Source organism: Ideonella oryzae (assembly GCF_024055665.1).
Taxonomy (GTDB): Bacteria; Pseudomonadota; Gammaproteobacteria; order Burkholderiales; family Burkholderiaceae_C; genus Ideonella; species Ideonella oryzae.
This window is the reverse complement of sequence record NZ_JAMXMC010000005.1, coordinates 272,099-295,623: the sequence shown is the minus strand read 5'-3', so window position 1 is coordinate 295,623 and position 23,525 is coordinate 272,099. Positions and strand designations below refer to the sequence as shown.

The 23,525-nt window shown below is 70.1% G+C and carries 29 protein-coding genes; 4 read left to right on the top strand and 25 right to left on the bottom strand.

What is annotated here, in order from left to right; all coding sequences use genetic code 11:
- Positions 1-138: 138 nt before the first annotated feature.
- Positions 139-1,362 carry a formate-dependent phosphoribosylglycinamide formyltransferase gene (purT, locus tag M0L44_RS10265; RefSeq protein WP_252769627.1) on the top strand — a complete coding sequence of 408 codons (1,224 nt, stop codon included), beginning with the start codon at positions 139-141 and terminating at the stop codon, positions 1,360-1,362.
- Here purT and M0L44_RS10260 read toward each other — a convergent pair.
- Both M0L44_RS10260 and metK read right to left on the bottom strand, forming a co-directional pair.
- Positions 1,343-1,726 (bottom strand): hypothetical protein, encoded by a 384-nt coding sequence (locus M0L44_RS10260; RefSeq protein WP_252769626.1) that lies wholly within the window; start codon positions 1,724-1,726, stop codon positions 1,343-1,345. The genes purT and M0L44_RS10260 overlap by 20 nt on opposite strands.
- Before the next feature lie 161 nt (positions 1,727-1,887).
- Positions 1,888-3,075, bottom strand: coding sequence for a methionine adenosyltransferase (gene metK / locus M0L44_RS10255; RefSeq protein WP_252769625.1), 1,188 nt, complete (start codon positions 3,073-3,075; stop codon positions 1,888-1,890).
- A 191-nt stretch (positions 3,076-3,266) separates the two neighbouring features.
- On the opposite strand from metK, the gene M0L44_RS10250 reads away from it, so the two are divergent.
- Both M0L44_RS10250 and M0L44_RS10245 read left to right on the top strand, forming a co-directional pair.
- Positions 3,267-4,136, top strand: a complete 870-nt coding sequence (locus M0L44_RS10250; protein WP_252769624.1) for a lysophospholipid acyltransferase family protein — start codon at positions 3,267-3,269, stop codon at positions 4,134-4,136.
- Positions 4,133-5,023, top strand: coding sequence for a lysophospholipid acyltransferase family protein (locus tag M0L44_RS10245; RefSeq protein ID WP_151123978.1), 891 nt, complete (start codon positions 4,133-4,135; stop codon positions 5,021-5,023). The genes M0L44_RS10250 and M0L44_RS10245 overlap by 4 nt, the downstream gene beginning before the upstream one ends.
- Before the next feature lie 29 nt (positions 5,024-5,052).
- Here M0L44_RS10245 and M0L44_RS10240 read toward each other — a convergent pair whose 3' ends face one another.
- The 12 genes from M0L44_RS10240 to flgB form a co-directional block, all read right to left on the bottom strand.
- Positions 5,053-6,090 carry a hypothetical protein gene (locus tag M0L44_RS10240; protein WP_252769623.1) on the bottom strand — a complete coding sequence of 346 codons (1,038 nt, stop codon included), beginning with the start codon at positions 6,088-6,090 and terminating at the stop codon, positions 5,053-5,055.
- Between the two features lie 27 nt (positions 6,091-6,117).
- Positions 6,118-7,029 carry a flagellar hook-associated protein FlgL gene (flgL, locus tag M0L44_RS10235; RefSeq protein WP_252769622.1) on the bottom strand — a complete coding sequence of 304 codons (912 nt, stop codon included), beginning with the start codon at positions 7,027-7,029 and terminating at the stop codon, positions 6,118-6,120.
- 14 nt (positions 7,030-7,043) lie between these two features.
- Positions 7,044-8,423: a flagellar hook-associated protein FlgK gene (gene flgK, locus M0L44_RS10230; RefSeq protein WP_252769621.1), complete on the bottom strand. Its 1,380-nt coding sequence runs from the start codon at positions 8,421-8,423 to the stop codon at positions 7,044-7,046.
- A 66-nt stretch (positions 8,424-8,489) separates the two neighbouring features.
- Positions 8,490-8,861 carry a flagellar biosynthesis protein FlgJ gene (locus M0L44_RS10225; RefSeq protein ID WP_252769620.1) on the bottom strand — a complete coding sequence of 124 codons (372 nt, stop codon included), beginning with the start codon at positions 8,859-8,861 and terminating at the stop codon, positions 8,490-8,492.
- 2 nt (positions 8,862-8,863) lie between these two features.
- Positions 8,864-10,015, bottom strand: coding sequence for a flagellar basal body P-ring protein FlgI (locus M0L44_RS10220; RefSeq protein ID WP_252769619.1), 1,152 nt, complete (start codon positions 10,013-10,015; stop codon positions 8,864-8,866).
- 36 nt (positions 10,016-10,051) lie between these two features.
- The gene (gene flgH / locus M0L44_RS10215) at positions 10,052-10,747 is read right to left on the bottom strand and encodes a flagellar basal body L-ring protein FlgH (protein WP_435526408.1); all 696 of its coding nucleotides are present in this window, start codon (positions 10,745-10,747) and stop codon (positions 10,052-10,054) included.
- On the bottom strand, positions 10,747-11,535 hold the full coding sequence (flgG, locus tag M0L44_RS10210) for a flagellar basal-body rod protein FlgG (protein ID WP_252769617.1): 789 nt from the start codon (positions 11,533-11,535) through the stop codon (positions 10,747-10,749). Before flgG ends, flgH begins: the two co-directional genes overlap by 1 nt.
- A gap of 33 nt (positions 11,536-11,568) precedes the next feature.
- Positions 11,569-12,297 carry a flagellar basal body rod protein FlgF gene (locus M0L44_RS10205; RefSeq protein WP_252769616.1) on the bottom strand — a complete coding sequence of 243 codons (729 nt, stop codon included), beginning with the start codon at positions 12,295-12,297 and terminating at the stop codon, positions 11,569-11,571.
- A 10-nt stretch (positions 12,298-12,307) separates the two neighbouring features.
- Entirely contained in the window at positions 12,308-13,495 is a 1,188-nt protein-coding gene (locus tag M0L44_RS10200) for a flagellar hook protein FlgE (protein WP_252769615.1), read from the bottom strand.
- 13 nt (positions 13,496-13,508) lie between these two features.
- Positions 13,509-14,168, bottom strand: a complete 660-nt coding sequence (locus tag M0L44_RS10195; protein ID WP_252769614.1) for a flagellar hook capping FlgD N-terminal domain-containing protein — start codon at positions 14,166-14,168, stop codon at positions 13,509-13,511.
- 2 nt (positions 14,169-14,170) lie between these two features.
- Positions 14,171-14,581 carry a flagellar basal body rod protein FlgC gene (gene flgC, locus M0L44_RS10190; RefSeq protein ID WP_252769613.1) on the bottom strand — a complete coding sequence of 137 codons (411 nt, stop codon included), beginning with the start codon at positions 14,579-14,581 and terminating at the stop codon, positions 14,171-14,173.
- Between the two features lie 3 nt (positions 14,582-14,584).
- Entirely contained in the window at positions 14,585-14,947 is a 363-nt protein-coding gene (gene flgB / locus M0L44_RS10185) for a flagellar basal body rod protein FlgB (protein ID WP_252769612.1), read from the bottom strand.
- A gap of 31 nt (positions 14,948-14,978) precedes the next feature.
- Between flgB and flgA the strand changes: the two genes are divergently transcribed.
- Positions 14,979-15,665 carry a flagellar basal body P-ring formation chaperone FlgA gene (flgA, locus tag M0L44_RS10180; protein WP_252769611.1) on the top strand — a complete coding sequence of 229 codons (687 nt, stop codon included), beginning with the start codon at positions 14,979-14,981 and terminating at the stop codon, positions 15,663-15,665.
- Here flgA and M0L44_RS10175 read toward each other — a convergent pair.
- From M0L44_RS10175 to fliD, 11 genes are read right to left on the bottom strand one after another with little or no spacing between them, the layout of a single operon-like run.
- Complete coding sequence (locus tag M0L44_RS10175) at positions 15,662-16,408, bottom strand: glucosaminidase domain-containing protein (protein ID WP_252769610.1); 747 nt, start codon at positions 16,406-16,408, stop codon at positions 15,662-15,664. The genes flgA and M0L44_RS10175 overlap by 4 nt on opposite strands.
- Complete coding sequence (gene flgN, locus M0L44_RS10170; RefSeq protein ID WP_252769609.1) at positions 16,395-16,814, bottom strand: flagellar export chaperone FlgN; 420 nt, start codon at positions 16,812-16,814, stop codon at positions 16,395-16,397. Before flgN ends, M0L44_RS10175 begins: the two co-directional genes overlap by 14 nt.
- The gene (gene flgM, locus M0L44_RS10165) at positions 16,811-17,092 is read right to left on the bottom strand and encodes a flagellar biosynthesis anti-sigma factor FlgM (RefSeq protein WP_252769608.1); all 282 of its coding nucleotides are present in this window, start codon (positions 17,090-17,092) and stop codon (positions 16,811-16,813) included. Before flgM ends, flgN begins: the two co-directional genes overlap by 4 nt.
- Positions 17,093-17,123: 31 nt before the next feature.
- Positions 17,124-18,071 carry a flagellar motor protein MotB gene (locus M0L44_RS10160; protein ID WP_252769607.1) on the bottom strand — a complete coding sequence of 316 codons (948 nt, stop codon included), beginning with the start codon at positions 18,069-18,071 and terminating at the stop codon, positions 17,124-17,126.
- Positions 18,064-18,957 carry a flagellar motor stator protein MotA gene (motA, locus tag M0L44_RS10155; RefSeq protein ID WP_252769606.1) on the bottom strand — a complete coding sequence of 298 codons (894 nt, stop codon included), beginning with the start codon at positions 18,955-18,957 and terminating at the stop codon, positions 18,064-18,066. Before motA ends, M0L44_RS10160 begins: the two co-directional genes overlap by 8 nt.
- 24 nt (positions 18,958-18,981) lie before the next feature.
- Positions 18,982-19,719 carry a FliA/WhiG family RNA polymerase sigma factor gene (locus tag M0L44_RS10150; RefSeq protein WP_435526405.1) on the bottom strand — a complete coding sequence of 246 codons (738 nt, stop codon included), beginning with the start codon at positions 19,717-19,719 and terminating at the stop codon, positions 18,982-18,984.
- A 2-nt stretch (positions 19,720-19,721) separates the two neighbouring features.
- Complete coding sequence (locus M0L44_RS10145; protein ID WP_252769605.1) at positions 19,722-20,186, bottom strand: flagellar basal body-associated FliL family protein; 465 nt, start codon at positions 20,184-20,186, stop codon at positions 19,722-19,724.
- A 33-nt stretch (positions 20,187-20,219) separates the two neighbouring features.
- Entirely contained in the window at positions 20,220-21,392 is a 1,173-nt protein-coding gene (locus M0L44_RS10140; protein ID WP_252769604.1) for a flagellar hook-length control protein FliK, read from the bottom strand.
- Positions 21,389-21,700 (bottom strand): hypothetical protein, encoded by a 312-nt coding sequence (locus tag M0L44_RS10135; protein ID WP_252769603.1) that lies wholly within the window; start codon positions 21,698-21,700, stop codon positions 21,389-21,391. Before M0L44_RS10135 ends, M0L44_RS10140 begins: the two co-directional genes overlap by 4 nt.
- Before the next feature lie 10 nt (positions 21,701-21,710).
- Entirely contained in the window at positions 21,711-22,097 is a 387-nt protein-coding gene (gene fliS, locus M0L44_RS10130) for a flagellar export chaperone FliS (RefSeq protein ID WP_252769602.1), read from the bottom strand.
- A gap of 34 nt (positions 22,098-22,131) precedes the next feature.
- Positions 22,132-23,508, bottom strand: a complete 1,377-nt coding sequence (gene fliD / locus M0L44_RS10125; RefSeq protein ID WP_252769601.1) for a flagellar filament capping protein FliD — start codon at positions 23,506-23,508, stop codon at positions 22,132-22,134.
- Positions 23,509-23,525 lie beyond the last annotated feature (17 nt).

Sequence of the window (23,525 nt, the reverse complement as noted above, 5' to 3'; positions counted from 1 at the left end):
TGTTCTGGGTGGGGGCAATGGACTGATCATGAAACTTTGACCAGGGTGTGACTTGAGCGAAGTCAAGTCGAGGCCAAGGTTGCGGTCAGCGCGCTTGGTGACAATATCGGCCTTCTCCACCAATGCATGAGGTCTGCCATGGCTGTCCGCCCCCTGGGTACCCCGCTGTCCCCGTCTGCCACCCGCGTGATGCTGCTGGGCTCCGGCGAGCTCGGCAAGGAAGTGCTGATTGCGCTGCAGCGTCTGGGCGTGGAAACCATTGCGGTGGACCGGTACCACAATGCCCCCGGTCAGCAGGTGGCCCACCATGCCCGCACCATCGCGATGAGCGATCCCGAGCAACTGCGTCCGCTGATCGAGGCCGAGCGGCCTGACCTGGTGGTGCCCGAGATCGAGGCCATCGCCACCCCGGTGCTGGAGGCGCTGGAGGCCGAGGGCAAGATCCGCTGCATCCCCACCGCCCGCGCCGCACGCCTGACCATGGACCGCGAGGGCATCCGCCGCCTGGCCGCCGAAGAGCTGGACCTGCCCACCAGCCCCTACCGCTTCTGCGATTCGATGGCCGAGTTGCAGGCCGCCATCGACGGCAGCGATGGCCACCCTGCCATCGGCTACCCCTGCATCGTCAAGCCGGTGATGAGCAGCTCCGGCAAGGGGCAGAGCAAGATCGACTCGCCCGCCGACGTGCAGAAGGCCTGGGACTACGCCATGGCCGGCGGCCGCGTGGCCACCGGTCGCATCATCGTCGAGGGCTTCATCGACTTCGACTACGAGATCACCCAGCTGACCGTGCGCGCCGTGGGCGCCTCGGGCCAGGTCGAGACCCACTTCTGCGACCCGATCGGCCATGTGCAGGTCAGCGGCGACTACGTGGAGAGCTGGCAGCCGCATCCGATGAGCCCGCTGGCCCAGCAGAAGGCCCGCGACATCGCCCAGACCATCACCGCCAACCTGGGCGGCCAGGGCCTGTTCGGTGTCGAGCTCTTCGTCAAGGGCGACATGGTGTGGTTCAGCGAGGTCAGCCCCCGCCCGCACGACACCGGCATGGTGACGATGATCACCCAGTGGCAGAACGAGTTCGAGCTGCACGCCCGCGCGATCCTGGGCCTGCCGGTGGACACCTCGCTCAAGAGCCCCGGCGCCAGCGCGGTGATCTACGGCGGCGTCGACGCGCAAGGCATCGTCTTCGACGGCGTGGCCGAGGCCCTGCAAGTGCCCAACTCCGACATCCGCCTCTTCGGCAAGCCCGAAAGCTTCACCAAGCGCCGCATGGGCGTGGCCCTGGTGCACGACGCCGACATCGAGGTGGCCCGGACCCAGGCCAAGCTGGCGGCCAGCAAGGTCAAGCCGCGGGTGGCCTGAAGACGATACCCGGGGTGGCGGCACCGGCTTGCCGCACAGGCGCTGTGCCCTGCCACCCAGACGCCGTGGACAGGGAGCCCGGCTGGAGAACGATCTCGGGCAGTGTCACCTGGGGCAGCTGCGCCTGGCACCAGGCGATGAGGGCGTCCAGCAGGCGCTGGCGACCAGAGGGGCCACGCATCACCAAGGCCTGGCGCACATGGCCCGCCATCAGCCTCACGGTCCGTCCATTGGAGGTGGACTGGCAACGGTAGAGGCCTACATTGCGCAGTGTGGCGGCGGCGGCGAACAGGTCCCAGGCCTCTCGTGCCGAGCAGGGATCGGCCTCTGCGAGCCAGGCGGCGGGATCGGTGGACGGGCGCATGGGATGCCTCCAGGGTTGCGGCAGGGATGCCTGGAATTCGGTCATCCTGCCCCTGCTTGAAGGGCCCGCGGACGGCGCATGTGCTACCAGCTGTGTCCCTCGGGCATGAAAAAGGCCACCCGAAGGTGGCCTGCATGGGCAAGGTGGCCGGCAGCGGCTGCTTACAACCCGGCCGCGGCGCGCAGGGCGGCGGCCTTGTCGGTGCGCTCCCAGGTGAACTCGGGCTCCTCGCGGCCGAAGTGGCCATAGGCCGCGGTCTTGGCGAAGATCGGGCGCTGCAGGTCCAGCATCTGGATGATGCCCTTGGGCCGCAGGTCGAACTGCTCGTGGACCAGGGCGGCGATCTTCTCGTCGGAGATCAGGCCGGTGCCCTCGGTGTAGACCGTGATGTTGATCGGGCGGGCCACGCCGATGGCGTAGCTCACCTGGATCTGGCACTGGCGGGCCAGGCCGGCGGCCACGATGTTCTTGGCCACGTAGCGCGCGGCGTAGGCGGCCGAGCGGTCCACCTTGGTCGGGTCCTTGCCGGAGAAGGCGCCACCGCCATGCGGGCAGGCGCCGCCGTAGGTGTCGACGATGATCTTGCGGCCGGTCAGGCCACAATCGCCCTGCGGGCCACCGATGACGAAGCGGCCGGTCGGGTTGATCAGGAACTTGGTGTCCTGCAGCCATTCCTGCGGCAGCACCGGCTTGATGATTTCCTCGATGCAGGCCTCGTAGAAGCTGGCCTTCATCTTCGTGGCGGTCTCGGACTGGTCCGGGCTGTGCTGGGTGGACAGCACCACGGTGTCGATCGAGTGCGGCTTGCCGTCCACGTAGCGCATCGTGATCTGGCTCTTGGCGTCCGGGCGCAGGAAGGGCAGGCGGCCGTCTTTGCGTAACTGGGCCTGGCGCTCCACCACGCGGTGGGCGTAGTAGATCGGCGCGGGCATCAGCTCGGGCGTCTCGTCGCAGGCGTAGCCGAACATCAGGCCCTGGTCGCCGGCGCCGATGTTCAGGTAGTCGTCGCTGGCGCGGTCCACGCCCTGGGCGATGTCGGCGCTCTGCTTGTCGTAGGCCACCAGCACCGCGCAGCCCTTGTAGTCGATGCCGTACTCGGTGTTGTCGTAGCCGATGCGCTTGATGGTGTCGCGTGCGACCTGGATGTAGTCGACGTTGGTGCCCTCCTTGGCCGTGATCTCACCGGCCAGCACCACCAGACCCGTGTTGGTCAGCGTCTCGGCGGCCACGCGGGCGTAGGGATCCTGCGTCAGCAGGGCGTCCAGGATGGCATCGGAGATCTGGTCGGCGACCTTGTCGGGGTGGCCTTCCGAAACCGATTCGGAGGTGAAGAGATAATCGTTCGCCACTGTGGTTCTACTTTCGGTTGCGTATCAAGGGAGCGTCGTCCAACTCGGCAACCATGGGAGCGGCGAACGCTTTAGCGGCATTTGGTCAGACGATTCTGGAGAATCGGATCTGCAGACAACGGTGGAGAACCGTGCCAATCGCCCCGCAAGTTGTCCTGTTAACTCGGCGATGCCGGAATCTTAGCTGAAGCATGATGTTGTTGCTGCGTTGGGTGTCGCATTGGCCCCTCGGGTTGGTGCAGTTCTGTGGAGCGGTCCTGGGCTGGGTCGTCTGGGCGGCTTCGCCCAGCTATCGCCGCCGGCTGGCGGCCAATGCCCGCCAGGCCGGGCTCACCTCCGCCCAGGCCCGGGCCGCGGTGGCCCAGGCCGGCCGCATGTCGGCCGAGGTGCCCTGGCTGTGGTTCCGCACGGCCAACCGCCCGCTGGGCGAGCTGATCCAGTGGGACGGCGAGGCACTGGTGGAGCAGGCCATCCAGGCCGGCAAGGGCCTGCTGCTGCTCACGCCCCACCTGGGTGCCTTCGAGTTTGCGGCCCGTGGCTACGCCGAGCGTTTTGGCCATCGCCAGCCCATCACCGTGCTGTACCGCCCGGCTCGCCAGGCCATGCTGGCCGAGTGGCAGACCTATTCCCGCACCGCCCCGGGCATGCAGGCAGCGCCGGCCAACCTCTCCGGCGTGCGGCAGATGCTGCGGGCCCTGCGCAAGGGCGAAACGGTGGGCCTGCTGCCCGACCAGGTGCCGCCGGATGGGCAGGGCGTCTGGGTGCCGTATTTCGGCCGCACCGCCTACACCATGACGCTGGCGGCCCGCCTGGCCCAGCAGACCGGCTGCGCGGTGGTGCTGACCTGGTGCGAGCGCCTGCCGCGCGGGCAGGGCTTCGCCATTCATTACCGGGCGCTGCCCCAGCCCCTGCCCGACAGCGGCGAGGAGGCGTCGGCCGCCCTCGTCAACCAGGCCATGGAATGGGTCATCGGCCACTGCCCGGACCAGTACCTCTGGGGCTACAACCGCTACAAGAAGCCGCGCCGCGTCGAAGCGAGCGCCGGAGAAGCCAAAGCATGATCAAGCGTTGGGGATCGCAGGCCATCGTCTTCCTGATGTGGCTGCTGCACTGGCTGCCACTGCCGCTGCTGGCGGCCATCGGCGAGGGCGTGGGCGCGCTGCTGTGGCGCCTGGCCGGCTCGCGCCGCAAGGTGGTGCTCAAGAACCTGGCCCTGTGCTTTCCGGAGCTGGACGAGGCTGCGCGGCGGCGCCTGGCCCGCGAGCACTTCGGTGCCGTGGCCCGCGGCTTCCTGGAACACAGCTACCTCTGGTTCGCCTCGGAAGAGCGCCTCCTGCGCATGGTGCGCATCGAGGGTGACATCCACCTGGCCGAGCGCACCGGCCGGCCGGTCATGTGGCTGCTGCCGCACTTCGTCGGGCTGGACTACACCGCCCCGGCGCTGATGCTCAAGCAGAGCAAGCCGGCCATCACCATCTACCAGCGGCAGAGCAACGCCGTCTTCGACGAGGCCCTGCTCAAGGCCCGGGCCCGCTTCGGACAGGCCCGGCTGTTCGACCGCCAGGCCGGCATCCGGCCGGTGCTGCGGGCCATCCAGAAGGAAGGCGCCGGCTTCGTCAATTTGCCGGACATGGACTTCGGCACCAAGGACGCGGCCTTCGTGCCCTTCTTCGGCGTGCCGGCCGCCACCCTGCTGGCGCCGGCGCGCATGGCCCAGTCCATGCACATGCTGGTGCAGCCCATCGTCGTGACCATGCTGCCGCGCGGCCAGGGCTATGTGGTGCGCTTCTGCGAGGCGCCCGAGGGCTTCGACAACCCCGACCTGCCGCAGGCTGCGGCCGCCTTCAACCGCTGGCTGGAGGCCCGCATCCGCGAGCAGCCGGCCCAGTACTACTGGGTCCACCGCCGCTTCAAGACCCGGCCCGAGGGCGAGGCCAGGATCTACTGAGCGGGCGGCGCGCAGCGCCGTCCTCGGCCTCAGCGCGGGGCCAGCACCGCCTCGACGCGCTCGCGGCGCAGCGTGCCCAGGGCCGGCAACAGTGTGGCCCAGGCGCCGAAACCGGCGGCCTCGCCCAGCTGCCGGGCGGTCTGCTCGGCCTGTGCCAGGGCCTCGGGCGCCTCGGTGGTGGCGGCCGGGGGCAGCGCGTCCTCCCACTCTGCCAGGCGCTGGCGCAGCGTGTCCGACTGGCGCCGTACCCAGTCCTGGGCCCGCACGACGGCCTGCAGCGTTGCGCGCTGGTCGGCCGTGCTCTCCAGACCCCAGCTGCGGGCCTGCAGCACGTCGGGCTGGGCTTCCATGCGGGGCCGCGCAGGCTGGCCGGCCGGGAAGCGCTGGCCGCCGCCGCGCACCGTCAACCCGTCGCGCAGCGCGGGCCATTGGTCCTCGGCCACCGAGAACCAGACGGTGCCGTCCTCGTCCTGCCGGGCCTGCAGCCCGGCAGGGGCCAGGGCGTCGTCCAGGGCCCGCAGGGCCTCGGCGGGCGAGCGGCTGCCCCCCAGCAGCAAGGTCAGTGGCTGGCGCGTGCCCGGCACCGAAAAGCTCAGCGCCTCTCGCTCCGGGCTTTGCAGGCTGGTCTGGTCCAGGCCCTTGATCTGCACATTGCGGCGGGCGCCGCCATCGGCCGTCCATTCGCCCTGGCTGTCCAGCGTGCCGGCGGTGGCCTGGCGGCGCTGCTCCCACAGCGCGGCCACGGCGTCGCGCTGCTGGCGCAGCGAGGCGGGGGCGCCGGTGCCCAGGGCCAGCGTGCGGCTCAGCCCGGTCTTGAGCTCACCCAGGTTGCGGCCCAGCGCGCCCAGGTAGTCCAGGCTCTGCTGGGCGCCGCCCACCTGGCGCTGCCAGCCGGCGGCCCAGCGGGCCACACCGGGGCCGGGCAGGGGGGACTCTCCCGGCGCCGCGGCGGAGACCACGGTGGGCCGAACCGTCCCGGTCAGGGGCGTGGCGCTGCTGCGCTGCGTGGCGGTGCCCGCCGGGGCGGCGGTCCGGGCCAGCGAAGGGTCCAGCGAACGGATCTGCATGTCGCCCAGTGTGCCGTGCACCGCCGATCACAAGGCGTTGAAAAGCGACAGTGTGCTGACCTTGGCGTAGGCTTTCTGCGTGGCCTGCACCGCGGTGGTGTAGCCGTTGAGCAGCACGGCGGCCTGGTTGTAGTCGAGCTGGCCCAGCGTCAGCGCGGCCTGCTGGTTCGACAGGCTGACGTTGGCGTGGCCGGTGTCCAGGGTCTCCAGCATGTTCTGCGCGCCGCCCAGCTTGGAGATGCGGGCGGTCACCGAGCCCATGGTCGCATCCAGCTGCCCCAGGCCGGCGGCCAGCTGGGCCTGCACGGCGCTGTCGTTGACGTTCACGCCCGCCGTGCCCAGGGTGGCGATCATCTGGTCGAGCTGGTTGAGCAGCGGGGCAACCTCGGGCAGGGCCACGTTGGCGGCCTGGGTCACGCCGTTGCCCACCACCACCTGCTGCGTCTGGCCGTTGCCGGTGTAGCTGTAGCGCGCGCCCAGCGGCGCGGCGGCGTTGTAGCTCACGGTGGGGGTGGTGGACGCGGTGCCCGAGAACAGGTAGCGGCCCTCCTGGTCCTTGCTGTTGCTGGTGTCGAGCAGGCTGTCGCGCAGCGTGGTCAACGAGCTGGCCATCGCGGCCACGTCCTCGGCGGTGTTGCTGCCGTTGGGGGCCCACACCAGCAGGTCGCGCACTTCCTGCATGTCGGTGTTCATGCCGTCGAGCAGCGCCTCGTTGTTGCTCAGCCGGGTCTTGAGCGCGGCGATGTTGTCGCGGTACTGGGTGGTGGCGGCATCTTCGCGCGTCAGGCGCGACAGGCGCACGCTGGTCACCGGGTCGTCCGAGGGCTTCTGGATGCGCGCGCCGGTGGACATCTGCTCCATCGTCTGCTCCAGGTGGGCCTGGGCGCGCTGCAGCGCGGTGCTCATGGTGGTGTGGTACTGGGTGCTGGCAATGCGCATGGTCGTCTCCTGGCTCAGCCCACCATCTGCAGCATGGCGTCGAACAGTTCGTTGGCCACCGTGATGACCTTCATGTTGGCGTTGTACATCTGCTGGTACTGCATCAGGTTCACCGCTTCCTCGTCCTCGTTCACGCCGCTGGTGGACTTCCAGTTGGCATCGGCCTGGTCGCGCACGGTCTGCGCGGTGGTCATGGCGGTCTGGTTGGCCTGGCTGGCCATGCCGAGCTTGCCGACCAGCTGGGTGTAGACGTCGCCCAGCAGCACATTGCCCAGGCCGGTGATGCTGACCGGCTGCGACTTCAGCGCGATCAGGGCCTGCAACTGGTCGCTGTTGCCGGGCTCGGTGGCGCTGCCGGAGAAGCCCAGGTCGGCGGCCTTCAGGCTGTGGTCGATGGTCAGCAGCGACGAGGCGCTGGTGGTGTCGATGACGAACAGCGGCCGGCCTGCGCTGCCGTCCATCGCGTAGCCGGCGCTCAGCACGCCGTTGACGCCCGTGGCCAGGCCGCTGGCCATGTCCTGCAGCGACTGCACCATGGGCTTGAGCTGGGTCTGCTCCACCGTGTCCAGGCCGCCCAGCTGCCCGTCCAGGGGCGTGCTGCCGAGCGCAAAGGTCTCGCTGGCGAAGGTCAGTGACATCTGCTGGCTTCCATCGGCCAGCGTGGTGACCGCCAACGTGGAAGCTTGGTGGCCGACCACCAGGGGCTGACCGCCCTTGAGCGACACGTTGGCGCTGCCGTCGGGCTGGGTCACGACCTGCACGCCCACCAGCGAGGCCAGCTTGTCGATCTTCTGGTCGCGCTCGTCGACCAAGCCCGAGGCGTTGACGCCGGTGGCCTGTGCCTCGGCGATGCGCTGGTTCAGGTTGGCGATGTCGGCGGCGTAGGTGTTGGTCTGCGACACCAGGTCCTTGCGTTGCTGGGACAAGGCCTGCTGCTGGCTCGACAGCGTCTGGCGCAGGCTGTTGAAGCGCTGGGCCAGGGCGTCGGCGGCATTGATCACGCTGTCGCGCAGCGGGCTGGAGGTGGGCTCCACGCTGGCTGCGTTGAGCGCATTGAAGAACTTGTCGAGTCCGTCGGCGATGCTGGCCGTGTCGTCGCCCATCACCTGCTCCAGCTGGGTCAGGTAGGGCTGGGCCACGCTGGTCTGGCCCAGCGTCGAGTTGGACTGCCAGAGCTGCAGGTTCTTGTAGCTGTCGCTGAAGCGGAACAGCGAGGGCACGGCCACGCCGTCGCCTGCGGCCGTGCTGCCGCTGCGCGAAGGCTGCACCGAGCGCAGCATCACGCCCTGGCGGGTGTAGCCCTCGGTCATCACGTTGGCGATGTTCTGGCTGGTGGTGTTCAGCGCGGTCTGCGCCGCCACGGCACCGGAGAGGGCATTCGTCAGGAGGGTCATCGGTGGGGCGTCGGTGTCGTTTCTGGAAGGGCTCAACAGGGAAGGGCGACCGGCGGGGCCGGGCACTTAAGCCGGTTGGGCCGGGGGCGGTGCGGTGGGGGTGCCCGGCGCCTGCGGCAGCACCTGGCGCAACAGCAGGTCGGCAATCCCGAACGCGCCCTGCGTGGCCAGTTGGTCGGCCACCATCGTGTCGGCCAGATCCAGCATCTCCTGTCCCTGGCTGTGCCGGTTGCCATCCGGGTCGGACAGGGCCTGGCTGCTGCGGCGCATGTCGTGCAGCATCTGGGCGATGAAGTGGCTCTCGAACTGCTGGGCCGCCTTGCGGGCGGCCTGCTCGGTGGCGGCCTGGCTGTCCAGCGCAGGCCGGATGCTGCCCAGGCCCAGCGGATCGGCGGGGCCGGCGGCGGCCGCGGGGGTGCCGAGGGTGGGGTCCGTCATGGTCAGATCACCTCCAGCGTGCCGTCGATCGCGCCGGCCTGGTCCAGGGCCTGCAGGATGGACATGATGTCGTCGGGCGTGGCGCCGGTGGCGTTGACCGCGTCGATGATGGCCTGCAGGCTGGCACCCGGGGCCCACTTGAACATGCGGCCGCCGCCCTGCTCCACGCTGACCTGAGAACGTGGCACCACCTGGGTCTGGCCCTGGCTGAAGGGGCCGGGCTGGCTGACCTGGGGGTTCTCGGAGATCACCACCTTGAGCGAGCCGTGCGACACCGCGGCTGGCCGCACCCGCACGCCTTCGGTGATGACGACGGTGCCGGTGCGGGAGTTGAAGATCACGCGCGGCGTGGAGGTGCCGGCGTCCACGCGCATCGCTTCCAGCGCGGCGACGAAGGCCACGCGCTGGGTCGGGTCGGCCGGGGCCTGCACCTCGACGCTGGTGGCGTCGCGCGCCGTGGCCACCGGTCCGAAGCGGCGGTTGACGGCCTCGACGATGTTGGTTGCGGTCTGGAAGTGAGGCCGGCGCAGGCTCAGCCGCACGGTGGGGGCCTGGTCGAAGTCGGTCTCGATCTCGCGCTCGATGCTGGCGCCATTGGGCACCCGGCCCGAGGTGGGGGTGTTGATCGTCACGCTGGAGCCGCTGGCGCCCTGGGCCGAGACACCGCCCACCACCACATTGCCCTGGGCCAGCGCATAGACCTCGCCATTGGCCGCCCGCATCGGGGTGAGCAGCAGCATGCCGCCACGCAGGCTCTTGGCGTCGCCCAGCGAGGCCACGGTGATGTCGATGGTCTGGCCCTTGCGGTAGCCCGGCGGGAAGCTGGCGCTGACCATCACGGTGGCCACGTTCTTGGACTTGGCGTCCACGTTGTCTGGCAGCTTGACGCCGAACTGCTTGAGCATGTTGTTGACCGACTGGCCGGCGTACTTCACCTGCGTGCTGTCGCCGCTGCCGTTCAGGCCCACCACCAGGCCATAGCCCAGCAGCTGGTTCTCGCGTTGGCCCTCGATGCTGACCAGGTTGCGCAGCGGCTGGGCGGCCGGCAGCGTGTCGCCCGCCGGGGGGGCGGCCGGCCGGGGCACGGCCTGGGCGGCGGGCAGGGTGCCGCCCAGGGCGGCCAGCAGGGTCAGGAGGCGAAGGGCGGTGGACATCGTGGGGCCTGTGGTGCGCATGCGGGGCGGGGGGGGTCAGAACGGCATCCAGGGGCTGGCGAAGAAGCGGGTCAGCCAGCCGGCGTTGTTGGCCTCGGCGAGGGCGCCGCTGCCGGCGTAGGCGATGCGGGCATTGGCCAGGCGCTGCGACGAGACGCGGTTGTCCGGCGTCACATCGGCGGCGCGCACATAGCCGGCCAGGCGGATCATCTCCTCGCCCTGGTTCAGGTACAGGCTCTTCTCGCCCTGCACCCGCAGCAGGCCGTTGGGCAGCACCTCGTGCACGACCACGGTGATGGCGCCCTGCAGCGTGTTCTGCTGGGTGCTGGCGGCGGTGCCGGAGAAGTCTGTCTTGTTGCTCAGGCCGATGTCGGTCTTGACCGACTTGCCAGCGATCACCGCGGGCGACACCGACACATCGCTGTTCTTGCCGAAGCTGGTGTCGGCCTTCTTGCTGGCCTGGGTGGTTTCGCTCAGCATCACGGTCAGCACGTCGCCCGGGTGGAAGCTGCGCACGTCCGAGGTCAGCGACCAGCCGTTGTCCGGCACGTACACGCCGCCTGCGCTGCCGTGGCGCGGCTTTTCCTGCACCAGGGGCAGGGGATCGGGGGCGGTCAGTTCGGGCGGGCGCGGTGGCTCGACCACGGCGCAGCCGCCCAGCAGCAGTGCTGCCAGGCCCAGCAGGCCGGCCCCGGAGGGGACGGACGGGAAGGACAGGAAGGCGCGCGGCATCATCGTGCGGCCTGCGCCAGGTTCTGCAGCATGTTGTCGGCGGCCGAGAGCACCTTGGTGTTCATCTCGTAGGTGCGCTGGGCCGCGATCATGTCCACCATCTCTTCGACCACCTGCACGTTGGAGCCTTCCAGCGCGCCCTGCTTGAGCTTGCCCAGCGCGTCGCTGCCGGGGTTGCCGGTGGTGGGCGTGCCGCTGGCCACGGTCTCCTGGAACAGGTTCTCGCCGCGGGCCAGCAGGCCGGCCGGGTTGATGAAGCCGGCCAGCTGGATCTGGCCCAGCTCGGTGGGGGCGGTGGCGCCGGCCACCGTGGCGGTCACCAGGCCGCTTTCGGAGATGCTGACACCGGTGGCATTGGCCGGGATGGTGATCTCCGGCTGGATGGCCAGGCCCTGCGCGTTGACCAGCTTGCCGTCGGAGTTGACCTGCAGCTGGCCGGCGCGGGTGTAGGCGGTGTCGCCGTTGGGCAGGGCCACCTGCAGGAAGCCGTTGCCGACGATGGCCACGTCCAGGCTCTGGCCGGTGGTCTGCAGGTTGCCGGTGGTGAAGACCTTCTGCGTGCCGACCACGCGGGTGCCGGTGCCCAGCTGCACACCGGTGGGCGCCTGGGTGCCGTCAGCCTGCTGCGCGCCGGGCTGGGATTCGACCTGGTAGAACAGGTCCTCGAACATCACGCGGTCGCGCTTGAAGCCGACGGTGTTCACGTTGGCCAGGTTGTTGGCGATGGTCTGCAGCTTGGCATCCTGGGCCTGGACACCGGTCTTGCTGATCCAGAGGGCGGGGTTCATGGGGGGCTCCGTTCGGAAGAGGGGGAAGGCGGTTTACTCGCCGCGGATCAGGCGGTTGCCGGTCTGGGTCATCGTGTCGGCGGCCTGGTAGAGCTTCATCTGCATCTCGAAGTCGCGGTTGATCGTCATCGTGGCGACCATCTCCTCGACCGCACCAACGTTGCTGCCCTCCAGGAAGCCGCTGCGCACGCGCACGCTGTCGTCGGCGTCCAGTGGCTGGCCGCTTCGGGTGACAACCAGTCCGGCCGCGTTCTTCGTCAGGTCCTTGCCATCGGCCTGGACCAGCTTGAGCTGGTCGACCGTCTGCATGTCGGTCTCGCCGGCCGGCTGCACGGAGATGCTGCCGTCGCTGCCGATCTCCAGGCGGGTGTAGGGCGGCAGCACGATGGGGCCACCCTGGCCCAGCACCGGCCGGCCGTTGACGGTGACAGCGCCATCGGCATCGACCTGCAGCGTGCCGGCACGGGTGTAGGCCTCGCCGGTGCCGTCTTCCACGGCCAGGTAGCCCGGGCCCTGCAGGGCCACGTCCAGCTCGCGGCCGGTGGATTTCACCGTGCCCTCGCGGGTGGAGACCGCATTGGCCTTGAGCTCGCTGAGGTGGCGCGTGTCGTAGCCGTAGCCGTTCACGGCCTGGCTGGCCGCCAGCTCCAGGTCGGCCCGGAAGCCCGGCGTGTCCAGGTTGGCCAGGTTGTTGGCGTGCACCTGCTGGGCATGCAGCGCGCGCTCCGCGCCGCTCATCACGGTGTAGATCAGGGCGTCCATGCGTCAGGCCTCAGACGGCTTGGAACAGGGCCTGCATCATCTCGTTCTCCGACGAGATGACCTTGGTGTTGGCCTGGTAGTTGCGCTGCGCCGCCATCAGGTTGACCAACTCGCCGGTCATGTCCACGTTCGACTGCTCCAGCGCGCCCACGGCCAGCGTGCCGGACATGCCGACCCCCGGCGCGTCGTACAGCGCGGTGCCCGAGGCTTGCGAAGCCACCCAGCTGGTGTCGCTGGTGGGGGTCAGGCCGTCCTCGTCCGGGAAGGTGGCCAGGGCCAGTTGGGCGATGGCCTGCTTCTGGCCGTTGCTGTACTGGGCGATCACCGAACCGTCCTCGGCGATGGTGGTGCCGGTCAGCGTGCCCGAGGCATAGCCATCGGCGCTGTTGACGCTGTTGGTGGCCTCGCCGGCGTAGAGCGTGGTGCCGGTGTAGTTCACGCCCACCGTCAGCGCACTGGCGCCTGCAGGGGTGCCCAGCGCCAGCGAGACCGCCGCCGTCGGGGAGGTCAGCACACCGTCGGTGCTGAACTGCAGCGTGGTGGTGGTGCCCAGGTCCGCACCGTCCATCGTGTAATGCACGTTCACCTGGTTGGCGCCCGACTTGACGAAGTACTGCGTCAGCGTGTGCTGCTTGCCCAGCGAATCGTAGGCCACCGAGACCATCGAGCTGTTGAAGCTCTGGGCGTCGGTCTTGTCGAAGGGGGTCACCGAGGGCGTGGTCCAGTCGGCCGACATGTTGGCCACGTAGTCCAGCTGGGTCGAGGCCTTGGCCGCGATCTGGCCACTGGGCACGCTGATGTCGCCCAGCGCACCGCGGGTGGCGCTGCCCGGGGTGAGGGCATAGCCCTGCACCTTGCGGCCAGCGCTGTCCACCAGCACGCCGGTCTTGTCCACCACGAAGTTGCCCACGCGGCTGTAGCTCATGCCGCCAGCGTTGTCCTTCAACGCGAAGAAGCCGCGACCCTGGATGGCCGCGTCCAGCGAACGGCCGGTGTTGAGCGTGCTGCCACCCACGCCGATGAACTGGGTCAGCGAACCGATCTCGGCGCCATTGGGGCTGCTGCCGGCCACCACCGCGCTGAAGTTGGCGCGGCTGGATTTGAAGCCGTAGGTGCCAGTGTTGGCGATGTTGTTGCTGATGGTGTCGAGTTGGGTGTTGACGGCGTTGATGCCGGACAGGGCGATTTCGAAGCTCATGGGGAGGACTCCTTCAGGACTTGCCGTTGAACTGGGTGATGTCGGCGGGCGAGACTTCGCCCAGGTGGCTGACGTTGAGCGTCATGCCGCCGGAGGACAGGCGGATGGTCTGGATCTGGCCGGTGACCGCGAAGGTCGGGGTCGCGCCGCTGGCGGTCTCCAGCTTCACGCTGTAGCTGCCCGCGGGCAGTCCCAGCGCTGTCGGGTCGAGAGTGAGGCTGTGCTCGCCTTTGGCCTGGCTGCCGAGCGTGACGCGGTGGGCCTGCTGGTCACTGCCAGTCAGCACCAGCGTCACCGAGGTCTCGGCGCTGTCCAGGCTGTAGGACGCCGGCACCGTCGTGCCGTCGAACTGCAGCTGGCTGGTGGCCACCGTCACGCTGTTGCCCACCTGGTTGCCCAGGGCCAGGGTCTGCAGGCTGTCGAGCAAGGTGTTGGTCGAGGCCGACTGGCTGGACAGCGTCTGCAGCGATTCCATCTGCGAGAGCTGGGTCAGCTGGTTGACGAAGTCGCTGGGGTCGTTGGGCTGCAGCGGATTCTGGTTCTGGATCTGCGCCACCAGCAGGGTGGTGAACAGGTCACTGCCGCTGCCGTTGGCGCTGACCAGCGCGTTGGACAGCGCGCTGGTGCCGGTGGTGGTGCCGGCGCTGCTGCCGTTGAGGGTGGCGGTGGTCATGGTCAGGCGTCTCCCAGGCGAAGCAGCGACTGCTGCATGGAACGGACCCGCCCCAGCACCTCGACATTGGTCTCGAAGGCGCGGGAGGCGGACATCATGTCGGTCATTTCAGCCACCGGGTTGACGTTCGGGTAGAACACCTTGCCCTCGGCGTTGGCCAACGGGTTGCCGGGCTCATAGGCTTCGCGCAGCGGCTCGGTGCTGCTCACCACGTCCAGCACCTGCACGCGGGCACCGGCACCGTTGTCGTGGCCCATCACGGCGGCGAAGACCGGCTTGCGGGCGTGGTAGGCGCCGTCCTCGGTGCCGGCGGCCGATTGCGCATTGGCCAGGTTGCTGGCGATGGTGTTGAGCCGGGTGGTCTGGGCCGTCATGGCCGAGCCGGCGATGGTCGCGATGTCACGGAATGGCATGGCTTACTGTCCTGCGATGGCCTTGGCCAGGCCCTTGAGCTTCATGTTCAGGAAGGTGAGGCTGGTCTGGAAATCAACCGCGTTCTGGGAGAATGCGGCTTGCTCCACCCCCAGCTCGACGGTGTTGCCGTCGGCCGAGGGTTGGTTGGGGACGCGGTAGTGCGCGTCGCCGTCGCTGTCGAGCACCAGGCCGGAGCCGTCCTCCGACGAGGCACCGGCCAGCGCGGCGGCAAAGTCGATGTCGCGTGACTGGTAGCCCGGCGTGCTCTCGTTGGCGATGTTCGCCGCCAGCAGCTGGGTGCGCTGGGCGCGCAGTTCCAGCGCCTGGGGATGGATCCCGAGCGCCTGGTGGAAGTCAATGCTCATGCGGTTCCTTTCGGGTCTTTCGTTCGGGGTGATGGGGTGCCTGCTCGGCAGCGGTGCGGTGGCCGCGCCGACGCTGACGGCCCGGCTGGAGGCGGCCGGCCGGCAGGCCGTGGCCGAGGAGGCCGCGCGCAGCGGCCTGCAGGGCGTGCAGGTCGAGGCCACGGTGGTGGCTTTGCCGCGCACGCCGATGGCCTGCGATGCGCCGCAGATCGAGACGGTCGAAGCGCGCAACCCGGCCCGGCTGCGGCTGGCGCTGGTCTGTCCCGGGGCCACCGGCGCGGCCGCGCGCCAGCTGGTGCAGCTGCGCGCCACGCTGTCGGCCGAGGTGGCGGTGCTGGTGGCCGATGCGCCGGCCAACCAGCCGCTGGGCGAGCAGGCGCTGGAGCTGGCGCGGCGCGACATCAGCACCGTGCCGGACGCCAGCTCCGACCTGTCCCAGCTGGCCACGCTGAGCCCACGCCGGCCGATGCACGCCGGTGAGCTGGTGCGCACGCGGATGCTGGCGGCCACGCTGCTGGTGCGGCGCGGTGACGCCGTGGCCATCCTGGTCCGCAGCGGCCCGGTCGAGGTGCGCAATGCCGGCGAGGCCTTGGAGGCCGGCCGCGAGGGCCAGGTCCTGCGGGTGCGCAACAGCGCGACCGGTCGGGTGATCCGGGCGCGGGTGCTCGGCGAGGGCATGGTGGAGCCGGTGCAGGTCGACACGCCGTCGGCTCCTTAGTTGCCGCCGCGCGACTGGATCTGGCGCGCCAGTCCGGTCAGCTTGGCGGCGTAGGCCGGGTCGGTGGCGTAGCCGCCGCGGGCCAGCGCCTGGGCATAGGCCTGGGCGTCGCCGCCGGTGTTCAGCGCGGCCTGGTAGCGCGGGCTGTGGCGCAGCAGCTGGGCCAGGTCCTGGAACGAGGCCGAGGCATCCGCGTAGGCCCGGAAGCGCGCGGTGGTGCCCACGGCCTGGCCGTTCTCCACCTCGGTGGTGGCGGCCTCGGCCACGGCGCCCTGCCAGCCGGCACCGGCCTTGATGCCGAAGAGGTTGTGGCTGTTCTCGCCGGCCGCGTTGCGCAGCGGCCGCTGGCCCCAGCCCGATTCCAGCGCCGCCTGGGCGCTCAAGATGGCCGGGTCCACGCCCAACTGGGCGCCGGCCTCGGCCGCCATCGGCGCGATCTGGTCCAGGAAGGCCTGACGGGCCGGTGCGTCCACGCTGGCGGTCGGGGCCGCGGCGTCGTCGGCCGGCGTGGGCGCCTGCGGGACCCAGCGGGCGCGGGCTTCGGCGCTCAGCGTGCTCGCGCTGCCTTCCACCGGACCACCGTCGCCGTGGGCAATGTAGTCCTGCACCTCTTGCGAGAGGCTGCGGTACAGGCCGCCGAAGCCGGCGCTGGATCTTGCCGTGCCAGCGCCCAGGCCGGCCGCCGGCGCCGTGGCCGGGGTGGGCGCCAGGGACGGGAACAGGGGGGCCTCAGGCAGGCGCATAGAGATCCCCTTGCGGTTGCAGCAGGCCTTGCATCAGCGTGTGCTGCTCGGCGAGCAGGGCGCAGTTGCGTTGGTTGGCGGCCTTGCAGTCGCGCACCAGGGCCTCCAGCCGCAGCCACCAGGACTGACCGGTGCGGCCCCAGCCCTGGCCCAGGCGCGGGAACACGGCCTCCATGCGGGCCTGCGGGCCGGCCAGGCGCTGGGCCAGGGCCACGCGGCGCTCACGGCGGCCCTCCATCACTTCGACGCAGGCGACGATGCGCTCGCCCAGCGTCTGCAGCGCGCCCGCGTCGTGGCGCAGCGCGCACTGGTACTGCTGCTCCAGCAGATCGCGCAGTTCGTGGACCTGGGTCAGGTCGGCGCGCAGGTCGCGCAACAGCTGTTCGGCGGCTTCGCGCGGCGTCATCCCCGACCTCCATGGAAACGCTCGATCAGGCCGGCCAGGCGCTGGGCGTCGAAGCGGATCTCACCGCGGGCCAGCGCATCACGCACCGCGGCCACGCGGGCGCTGTCGATCTCGGGCATCGCGGCCAGGGCCTCTTGGGCGGGGGCCAGCGTGCCGGCCTGCAGCGGCGTGGCCTCGGCCGCGGCGCCCGCGGCGGGCGCCGGTGCGGATGCGGCAGCCTCGGTGGCACCGACACCGATCGTCGGCGTCAGGGCGGTGGAGCGTTGGGTGATCTTCATGCGGGCCCCTCGGGTCGTTCGCGTCTGCATTTCAAGGCTCCTGGGTGGGAGCCAGGCTTTGATTGACCTGCTCGCGGGCACGCCGCAGCGTGCCGCTGTCGCCGCCATCGCCGCCATTGGCCGCGGGCGTGGCCGGCATGCCGAAGGCCGAGGCCAGGCGGCGGGCCTGCGGGCCGGTCAGCACGACCAGCTCGATGCGGCGGTTCGGTGCGGCGCGCGGGTGCTCCATGTCCAGCGGGGCCTTGTCGGCCATGCCGATGACCTGCAGCACGCTGTCCGGGTGCATGCCGCCGTTGAGCAGGGTCAGGCGCGCGGCCATCGCGCGCTGGTTCGACAGGTTCCAGTTCGAGAAGCCACCCACGTCCACGTTGAAGTAGGGCGTGGCGTCGGTGTGGCCCAGGATCAGCAGTTGGTTGCGGATGCGCGCGAAGATCGGACCCATCTGGCGCAGCAGGCCCGAGAAGCGCTTGTTGAGCACCGCGCTGCCGCGGGCGAACATGCCCTCGCCCTCGGTGTCGTGCAGCATCACGCGCAGGCCCTCGGCGGTCACGGTGGTCTCCAGGTGGCCGGCCAGGCCGGCCTCCTCGGCCATGTCCGACAGGCGCTGTGCCAGTGCCCGCAACTGCTCCGGGTTGTCCAACTGCTGGCGGGCCGGCGCGTCGCTGCCATCGGCGGTGGACTGGCCGCCCTGGCCGGGCACCGGCTCGCGCGAGATCAGGCTGCCGTTGGGGGAGCCGTCGAACTCGGGGACCCGGCCCTGGCTGCCTTCTTCCATGGGGTTGCCCATCACGGCCTGCATGGTCTTCTCGATCTCTTCCTTCTCGCGGGCGTTGAGCAGCCACAGCACGAGGAACAGGCACAGCAGGGCCAGGCAGAAGTCGGCGAAGGCCACCTTCCAGGCGCCGCCATGGCCATCGTCGTGTCCCCGGGCGGAGACCCGCTTGATGATGGTGGGTTCGTGGGACTCGGTCTTAGCCACGCGGGCCTCCCGCCGGTGCCGCGTCCGGGTTCTGCAGCTTGTCGATCCAGCCTTCCAGGCGGGCAAAGCTGGGCTTGAGGTTGAGCTGCACCAGACGGCGGCCGGCGTCGATGGCCAGCAGCGGCGGCTTGCCCGCGACATGGGTGACCAGCACCACCTTGACGGTCTCCAGCGCCTGCAGCTCTTCGCTGACGAGCTGCTTCATCATGTTGCTGATGGGGTCGAGCAGGCCGTAGCACATGAAGATGCCGATGAAGGTGCCCACCATCGCGGCGCCCACGCGTTCAGCGATCTCGCCGGTCCCGGCGCCCTGGGCCACCACGGACATGGTCATCACGATGCCCAGCACCGCGGCCAGGATGCCGAAGCCTGGCATGGCCTCGCCGATCTTGCCCAGGGACTTGGCGGGTTGCGTCATCTCTTCATGGATGGAGTCGATCTCCTGGTCCAGCACGCCTTCGAGTTCGTGGGCGTTGATCTTGCCCATGGCCATCAGCCGGAAGTTGTCGACGATGAAGTTGAGCAGCTTCTTCTCCGCGAGGATCAGCGGATAACGCTTGAACAACTCGCTTTCTTGCGGCGCTTCGACGTGCGCGTCCAGGGCCTTGAGGCCGCCGGCGGCGGTCTGCAGCAGCTCATACATCAGCAGCAGCAGCTGGCGCTGGAACTCCTCGTCGGGTTTCTTGCGCAGCGCGACCTTGCGCACCTGGTGCCACATCTCGGTGAGCACATGGCGCGGGTTGCCCAGCACGATGGCACCGACGCCGGCGCCGACGATGATCAGCAGCTCGGTGGGCTGCCAGATCACGTTCATCTCGCCGCCGTGGATCATGTAGCCGCCGAACACGCAGCCAATGATGAGCAGGATGCCGAGGAGGGATTGCATGGTGGACTCTCGTGGTGCGGGGGGTCAGGCGGCCAGGCGCAGCTTCATCTTCTGCAGCGCCCCCTTGTTGATCTGGCAGATGCGGGCTTCGGTGAGCGCCAGCACCGCGGCAATTTCCTTCAGGCTCAGCTCGTACTCGTAGTACAGCTGGATCACCTGCTGCTCGCGTTCATTGAGGCAGCCCAGGGCCTGCTCCAGGCTGCGGCGCAGCACCAGCCGGTCCTCGGGCGAACACTGGTCGGCCGGGCGCTGCGAGAGCTCGCCGACCATCTCGTCGAAGCTGTCCATCTGCTCGGCGTTCTCTGCCGCCAGCAGATCCTGGTAGGCCTGCGGTGAGAGCTTCAGCGCCTGCAGCACCTCGCCCTCGGTCGGCACGCGGCCGAGTCGACGGGTCAGCTCGCGCACGCCATCGCGCAGGCGGTGGCTGTCCTGGCGCACGCCGCGCGGTCGCCAGTCTTGACGCCGCAATTCGTCCAGGATCGCGCCGCGGATGCGCAGCGTGGCAAAGGCCGGGAAGCGTTCGTCGGGCGGCCCGTAGCGGCGCAGCGCCTCCAGCAACCCCATCAGGCCGATCTGTGCCATGTCCTCGCGGTCCAGCACGGCGCTGGCCTGGGCGTGCAGCTGGCGCACCACCCGCTTGACCAGCGGTGCGTGCTCGAGCAGCCGCTGCTGCTCGCTGCGGCGGTCGGCGGCCTCGGACGGCACCGACCCGGCGACCACCCCATAGGCCGCCATCTCGCTGTAGCCGGCGTGCAGGTCCATGCTCATTCCACGATGAGCTTGCCGATCATCGCCTCGGCGAAGGGCATCTCGTGGTGCTCGGCCTGGTAGGACGCCGCATAGGCCTGGTTCAACCGCTCGGCCAGTTGGTCCACGGTCATCGTGGTGGCCTGAGCCCGGGTCTGGTTGGACAGCGAGCGCACGGCCACGCTGCGCAGCAGCGGCAGGTGTTCCTTGGTGAGCTTCTCGGTCCTGGGCGGGGTCTTGAAGACCAGGTCGACGGCCAGGTAGTGGCTGCCGGTCTCGCCCTCGCCATTGCGCAGCATGACGATGACCTTGTCCAACGTGATGTACTTGTATTCGATCGGGTCGACGGCGGCTTCTGCGGTCTCGGCCGGGTGGTCCTGCGCGGCAGGCCGCTTGAACTTCCACCACGCGGCGGCACCGGCTCCGCCCACCAGCAGCAGTGCGAGTGCGCCGCCGATCAAGAGTTTCTGTAGCTTGCTCATGGCATGTGCGGAGGAGTGAGGGTGGAGTGGGACTCAGGCCAGGGCGAAGCGGGTGCTGTCGTCGGCATCGGTCTCGGCCAGGGCGCGCCCCGGCTGTTGTTCTTCGGAGGAGCGGCCCTGCTGCTGCCGGCCCCCGCCTTCACCCAGGCTGGCCCCTTCGCGCCGCTCGGCCACCTGGACGCTGATGTCACCGCCATGGCGCAGGCCCAGGTCCTGACGCAGGCCCTCGCTGACCTGCTGCAGCTGGCGCACCACTTCGCCGTGGCTGGCGGCGAGTTGGACCTGGAGCCCGCCCGCCTCGTGGCGGATCTGGATGTCGATGTGGCCCAGGCGCTCCGGGCTCAGGCGGATCGTGGCCTGTTCGCTGCGCTGGTCCACCTGCCAGGACAGGCGCTCGCCCAGGGCCTCGCGCAGGGCCTGCGGGCTGTGGGCGCGCAGCGGGTGGCCCGGCACGTCGGGGGCGGTCAGGCCGCTGGCGGCCGGGGCGGCATCGGCCTGCAGCAGCGGGGCAGGGGCGCTGCCCGGGGCCGGCGCGGGGACACTGGCCGTGGCGCTGTCGGCATCGGCGTCGGTGACCAGGGCCGGTGCGGATGCCGCGGCGGGCGTGGCCGGCGCGGGCGATCCCGCGGGCGGCGTGGTGCTGGCCGCGGTGTCCGTGAGCTGCTGCACAAGGGCCTGCGGGGTCTCGGTGCGGGCCACCGGCCGCGGGCTGTTGCCGGGCAGTGCGGGCGGCACGGCGCTGCCGCGGGACGAGGCCACCGTGACGGGCCCCGCGTTGCTGCCGGCGGCGCGGAGCGTGGCTGGATCCGCCAGCGCGGCGACCACTGCCGCAGGCAGTTGGGTCCAGTCCAGCCGCAAGGCGGGGCTGTCCTGGGCGGGCGCCTGGGCCGGGGCTTCGTCCGGGGCCGTGGCCGGGGACGAGGTCGCCGCGCAGGCATCCGGCCCTGCCGCGGCCTCGCCGGGCGAGGCCATGGGGGCGTTCAGCCAACGGGCGAAGTCCAGGCTTTCGGGGGATGTGGACGCGTCGGCCGGGGCCTTGGCACGGTCCTGGGCCTGCTGCAAGGCCTGCTGGAAGCCGGCCGCCGGGGCTTCGGGGGCGCCGGCCTCGGTTGGGGAAGCGGGGGGCGTGTCGGCCGGCAGGCCGAGTGTGGCCGCGTCGGGGGTGGCCCGGCTGCCAGATGGGGCGGCGGCGGATGCGACATTCATGGTTGGGTCTCCAGCGGGTCCTCGAGGTCGGCCATGGCATAGGCCAGCCAGCCTTCGCGGCGTTCAGCCAGGGTTTGCAGCCGCTCGTGCAGCGTGTTCATCGCGTCTTCGCAGGCCGCGCGGGCCCGGGCGTGGGTCTCGCACAGACGGTTCCACGGCGCGCGCTCGGCCTGGCTCCAGGGGCCACTGCGGGCGAGGGCGGGCAGTTCGCGCGCCAGCGCCGCATCGGCCTGGATCAAGACGCGCCAGTCCTGATGCGCGTGCGCCAGGGCCAGCCCGCGGGCCAGCTCGGCTTGCAGTTGTTGCAACCGGTCCTGCCTAGCCATGGCGGGCCTGCACTTCCTGCCAGCCCTGGCGCAGCGTGCCCAGCACCTGCGTCACTTCGTCGACCATGGCAGGCTCCAGCACGATGCCGGCGCGGCAGAGCCGGTCGGCGCAGAAGTCGTACAGCCGCCCCAGGTTGTCCACGACCTCCCCACCCTGGTCGGTGTCCAGCGCGCTGGACAGGCCGTTGAGGATGGCAATGCACTTGTCCAGGCTGCGGGCCTTGAGTTCGTAGCGCCGGGCTTCGATGTGGGCGCGTGCGCGGGCCAGCTCTTCGAGCAGGCCGTCCATCAGGATCAGCACCAGCTGAACCGGTGAGGCCTGGGCGGTCTGCGCGCCCAGGTTGACCGTCTGATAGCTCTGGTAGGCGTCTTGGTACAAGGTCGTCTCTCGGGGTGGGAGGTCGGGGAGGCGCTCAGCCCAGGCTGCTGAGCAGGCTGCTGTTGTCACTCATGCTCGACTGCAGCGTCTGCAGCTGGGTGAACTGGGTGAGGTAGCGCTGGTACATCAGGTTGTATTGGCCTTCCAGCTTGGTCTGGCGCGCGCTGATGTTGGTCTGCTGACGCTGAACGGCGTCCTGCCGGCTCTTGATCAGGCCGTTGGTGCTGTTGGTCCACTGCTTGATCAGCGTCGAGAAGCTGCCCATCACGCCCGTGGGCGCGGTGGTGCTGGCGCTGCCCAGGATGGCGTCCAGGCCGTCGGGGCTGCTGGCCAGCGTCTTCTGCAGCTGGGTCTGGTCCAGCGAGAGCTGGCCGTCGCGGCTGGCGTTGATGCCGTAGTCCATCAGGCGCAGGCCGCCCACCTGCTGACGCAGGATGTTGGACAGGCTGCTGCGCAGGCTGCGCACGCTGGAGTCGTTGGCGAAGGCGCCGGCCGAGGTGGTCGTGGTGCTGCCGCTGCTGCTGGTGCTGATGGCCGTCAGACCGTCCAGGGCCGTGTCCAGCGCGTTGTAGGCGTCGATGAACTTCTGGATGTTGCCGGCGGTGCCGCTCTGATCGCTGGCCACGCTCAGCGTCATCGGCGTGCTGCCGGTGGCCTGGGCCTGGGTCACCGTCAGGCTCACGCCGGCGATGGCGGTGAAGGTGTTGGAGGCCTGCTGCACCTTGACGCCGGTGCCCTGGGCCCCCAGCCACATCACGGCGTCCTGCGCCGCCGCGAGCTGCTTGCCGCCGGTGCTCAGCGCGGTCTTGAGCGTGCTGGCCGGCAGGCCGCTGGTGTCCAGCGTGATGGCGCTGCCCGCACCGGTCTTGCTGGCGCTGAGCACCAGGTTGGTCTGGCTGCCCGAGGTGACCACCATGGCGCTGACCAGACCGCCGTTGCCGGAGGCCTGGTTGATCGCGCGGGCGATCTCGGTCTGCGACAGCGTGCCGTCGCCATCCTGGTCGGCCCCGGCCAGGTTGACGTTGAAGTTGCTGCCATCGGCCAGCTGCACCACCAGCGGGCCGCCCAGCGCCACCGGCACGGCCGGCAGGTCTTCAAAGGCCACCTGGTTGGCCGTGGCGACCTGCTCGACGAACACACTGGTGTTGCCCGGCGTGGCCGTCGCCGACGCGGTGGCGGTGGCGTAGCCGCTGCTGCTCAGGCTGGCGGTGTAGCTGAGCACCGACTTCTTGGTGGTCAGGCTGCCCAGGGCGCTGTTGAAGGCGCTCAGGGCCGACTGCAGCTTGGTCAAGGCCGTCGACGTGCTCTGGGCCTGGGTCGACTGGCTGCTCAGCAGGGTCTGCGTGCCCGACACATAGGCCGAGGCCAGCTGCTGGGCCATGCTGGCGGGATCGATGGTGCTGGTTCCCATGGTGTGGATTCCTGGTT

Excerpts from the sequence above, each read along its gene's own strand:
- purT (WP_252769627.1), top strand. The coding sequence starts at position 139 with ATGGCTGTCCGCCCCCTGGGTACCCCGCTGTCCCCGTCTGCCACCCGC.
- M0L44_RS10260 (WP_252769626.1), bottom strand. The coding sequence starts at position 1,726 with ATGCGCCCGTCCACCGATCCCGCCGCCTGGCTCGCAGAGGCCGATCCC.
- M0L44_RS10250 (WP_252769624.1), top strand. The coding sequence starts at position 3,267 with ATGATGTTGTTGCTGCGTTGGGTGTCGCATTGGCCCCTCGGGTTGGTG.
- M0L44_RS10245 (WP_151123978.1), top strand. The coding sequence starts at position 4,133 with ATGATCAAGCGTTGGGGATCGCAGGCCATCGTCTTCCTGATGTGGCTG.
- M0L44_RS10240 (WP_252769623.1), bottom strand. The coding sequence starts at position 6,090 with ATGCAGATCCGTTCGCTGGACCCTTCGCTGGCCCGGACCGCCGCCCCG.
- flgL (WP_252769622.1), bottom strand. The coding sequence starts at position 7,029 with ATGCGCATTGCCAGCACCCAGTACCACACCACCATGAGCACCGCGCTG.
- flgK (WP_252769621.1), bottom strand. The coding sequence starts at position 8,423 with ATGACCCTCCTGACGAATGCCCTCTCCGGTGCCGTGGCGGCGCAGACC.
- M0L44_RS10225 (WP_252769620.1), bottom strand. The coding sequence starts at position 8,861 with ATGACGGACCCCACCCTCGGCACCCCCGCGGCCGCCGCCGGCCCCGCC.
- M0L44_RS10220 (WP_252769619.1), bottom strand. The coding sequence starts at position 10,015 with ATGTCCACCGCCCTTCGCCTCCTGACCCTGCTGGCCGCCCTGGGCGGC.
- flgH (WP_435526408.1), bottom strand. The coding sequence starts at position 10,747 with ATGCCGCGCGCCTTCCTGTCCTTCCCGTCCGTCCCCTCCGGGGCCGGC.
- flgG (WP_252769617.1), bottom strand. The coding sequence starts at position 11,535 with ATGAACCCCGCCCTCTGGATCAGCAAGACCGGTGTCCAGGCCCAGGAT.
- M0L44_RS10205 (WP_252769616.1), bottom strand. The coding sequence starts at position 12,297 with ATGGACGCCCTGATCTACACCGTGATGAGCGGCGCGGAGCGCGCGCTG.
- M0L44_RS10200 (WP_252769615.1), bottom strand. The coding sequence starts at position 13,495 with ATGAGCTTCGAAATCGCCCTGTCCGGCATCAACGCCGTCAACACCCAA.
- M0L44_RS10195 (WP_252769614.1), bottom strand. The coding sequence starts at position 14,168 with ATGACCACCGCCACCCTCAACGGCAGCAGCGCCGGCACCACCACCGGC.
- flgC (WP_252769613.1), bottom strand. The coding sequence starts at position 14,581 with ATGCCATTCCGTGACATCGCGACCATCGCCGGCTCGGCCATGACGGCC.
- flgB (WP_252769612.1), bottom strand. The coding sequence starts at position 14,947 with ATGAGCATTGACTTCCACCAGGCGCTCGGGATCCATCCCCAGGCGCTG.
- flgA (WP_252769611.1), top strand. The coding sequence starts at position 14,979 with ATGGGGTGCCTGCTCGGCAGCGGTGCGGTGGCCGCGCCGACGCTGACG.
- M0L44_RS10175 (WP_252769610.1), bottom strand. The coding sequence starts at position 16,408 with ATGCGCCTGCCTGAGGCCCCCCTGTTCCCGTCCCTGGCGCCCACCCCG.
- flgN (WP_252769609.1), bottom strand. The coding sequence starts at position 16,814 with ATGACGCCGCGCGAAGCCGCCGAACAGCTGTTGCGCGACCTGCGCGCC.
- flgM (WP_252769608.1), bottom strand. The coding sequence starts at position 17,092 with ATGAAGATCACCCAACGCTCCACCGCCCTGACGCCGACGATCGGTGTC.
- motA (WP_252769606.1), bottom strand. The coding sequence starts at position 18,957 with ATGCAATCCCTCCTCGGCATCCTGCTCATCATTGGCTGCGTGTTCGGC.
- M0L44_RS10150 (WP_435526405.1), bottom strand. The coding sequence starts at position 19,719 with ATGGACCTGCACGCCGGCTACAGCGAGATGGCGGCCTATGGGGTGGTC.
- M0L44_RS10145 (WP_252769605.1), bottom strand. The coding sequence starts at position 20,186 with ATGAGCAAGCTACAGAAACTCTTGATCGGCGGCGCACTCGCACTGCTG.
- M0L44_RS10140 (WP_252769604.1), bottom strand. The coding sequence starts at position 21,392 with ATGAATGTCGCATCCGCCGCCGCCCCATCTGGCAGCCGGGCCACCCCC.
- fliD (WP_252769601.1), bottom strand. The coding sequence starts at position 23,508 with ATGGGAACCAGCACCATCGATCCCGCCAGCATGGCCCAGCAGCTGGCC.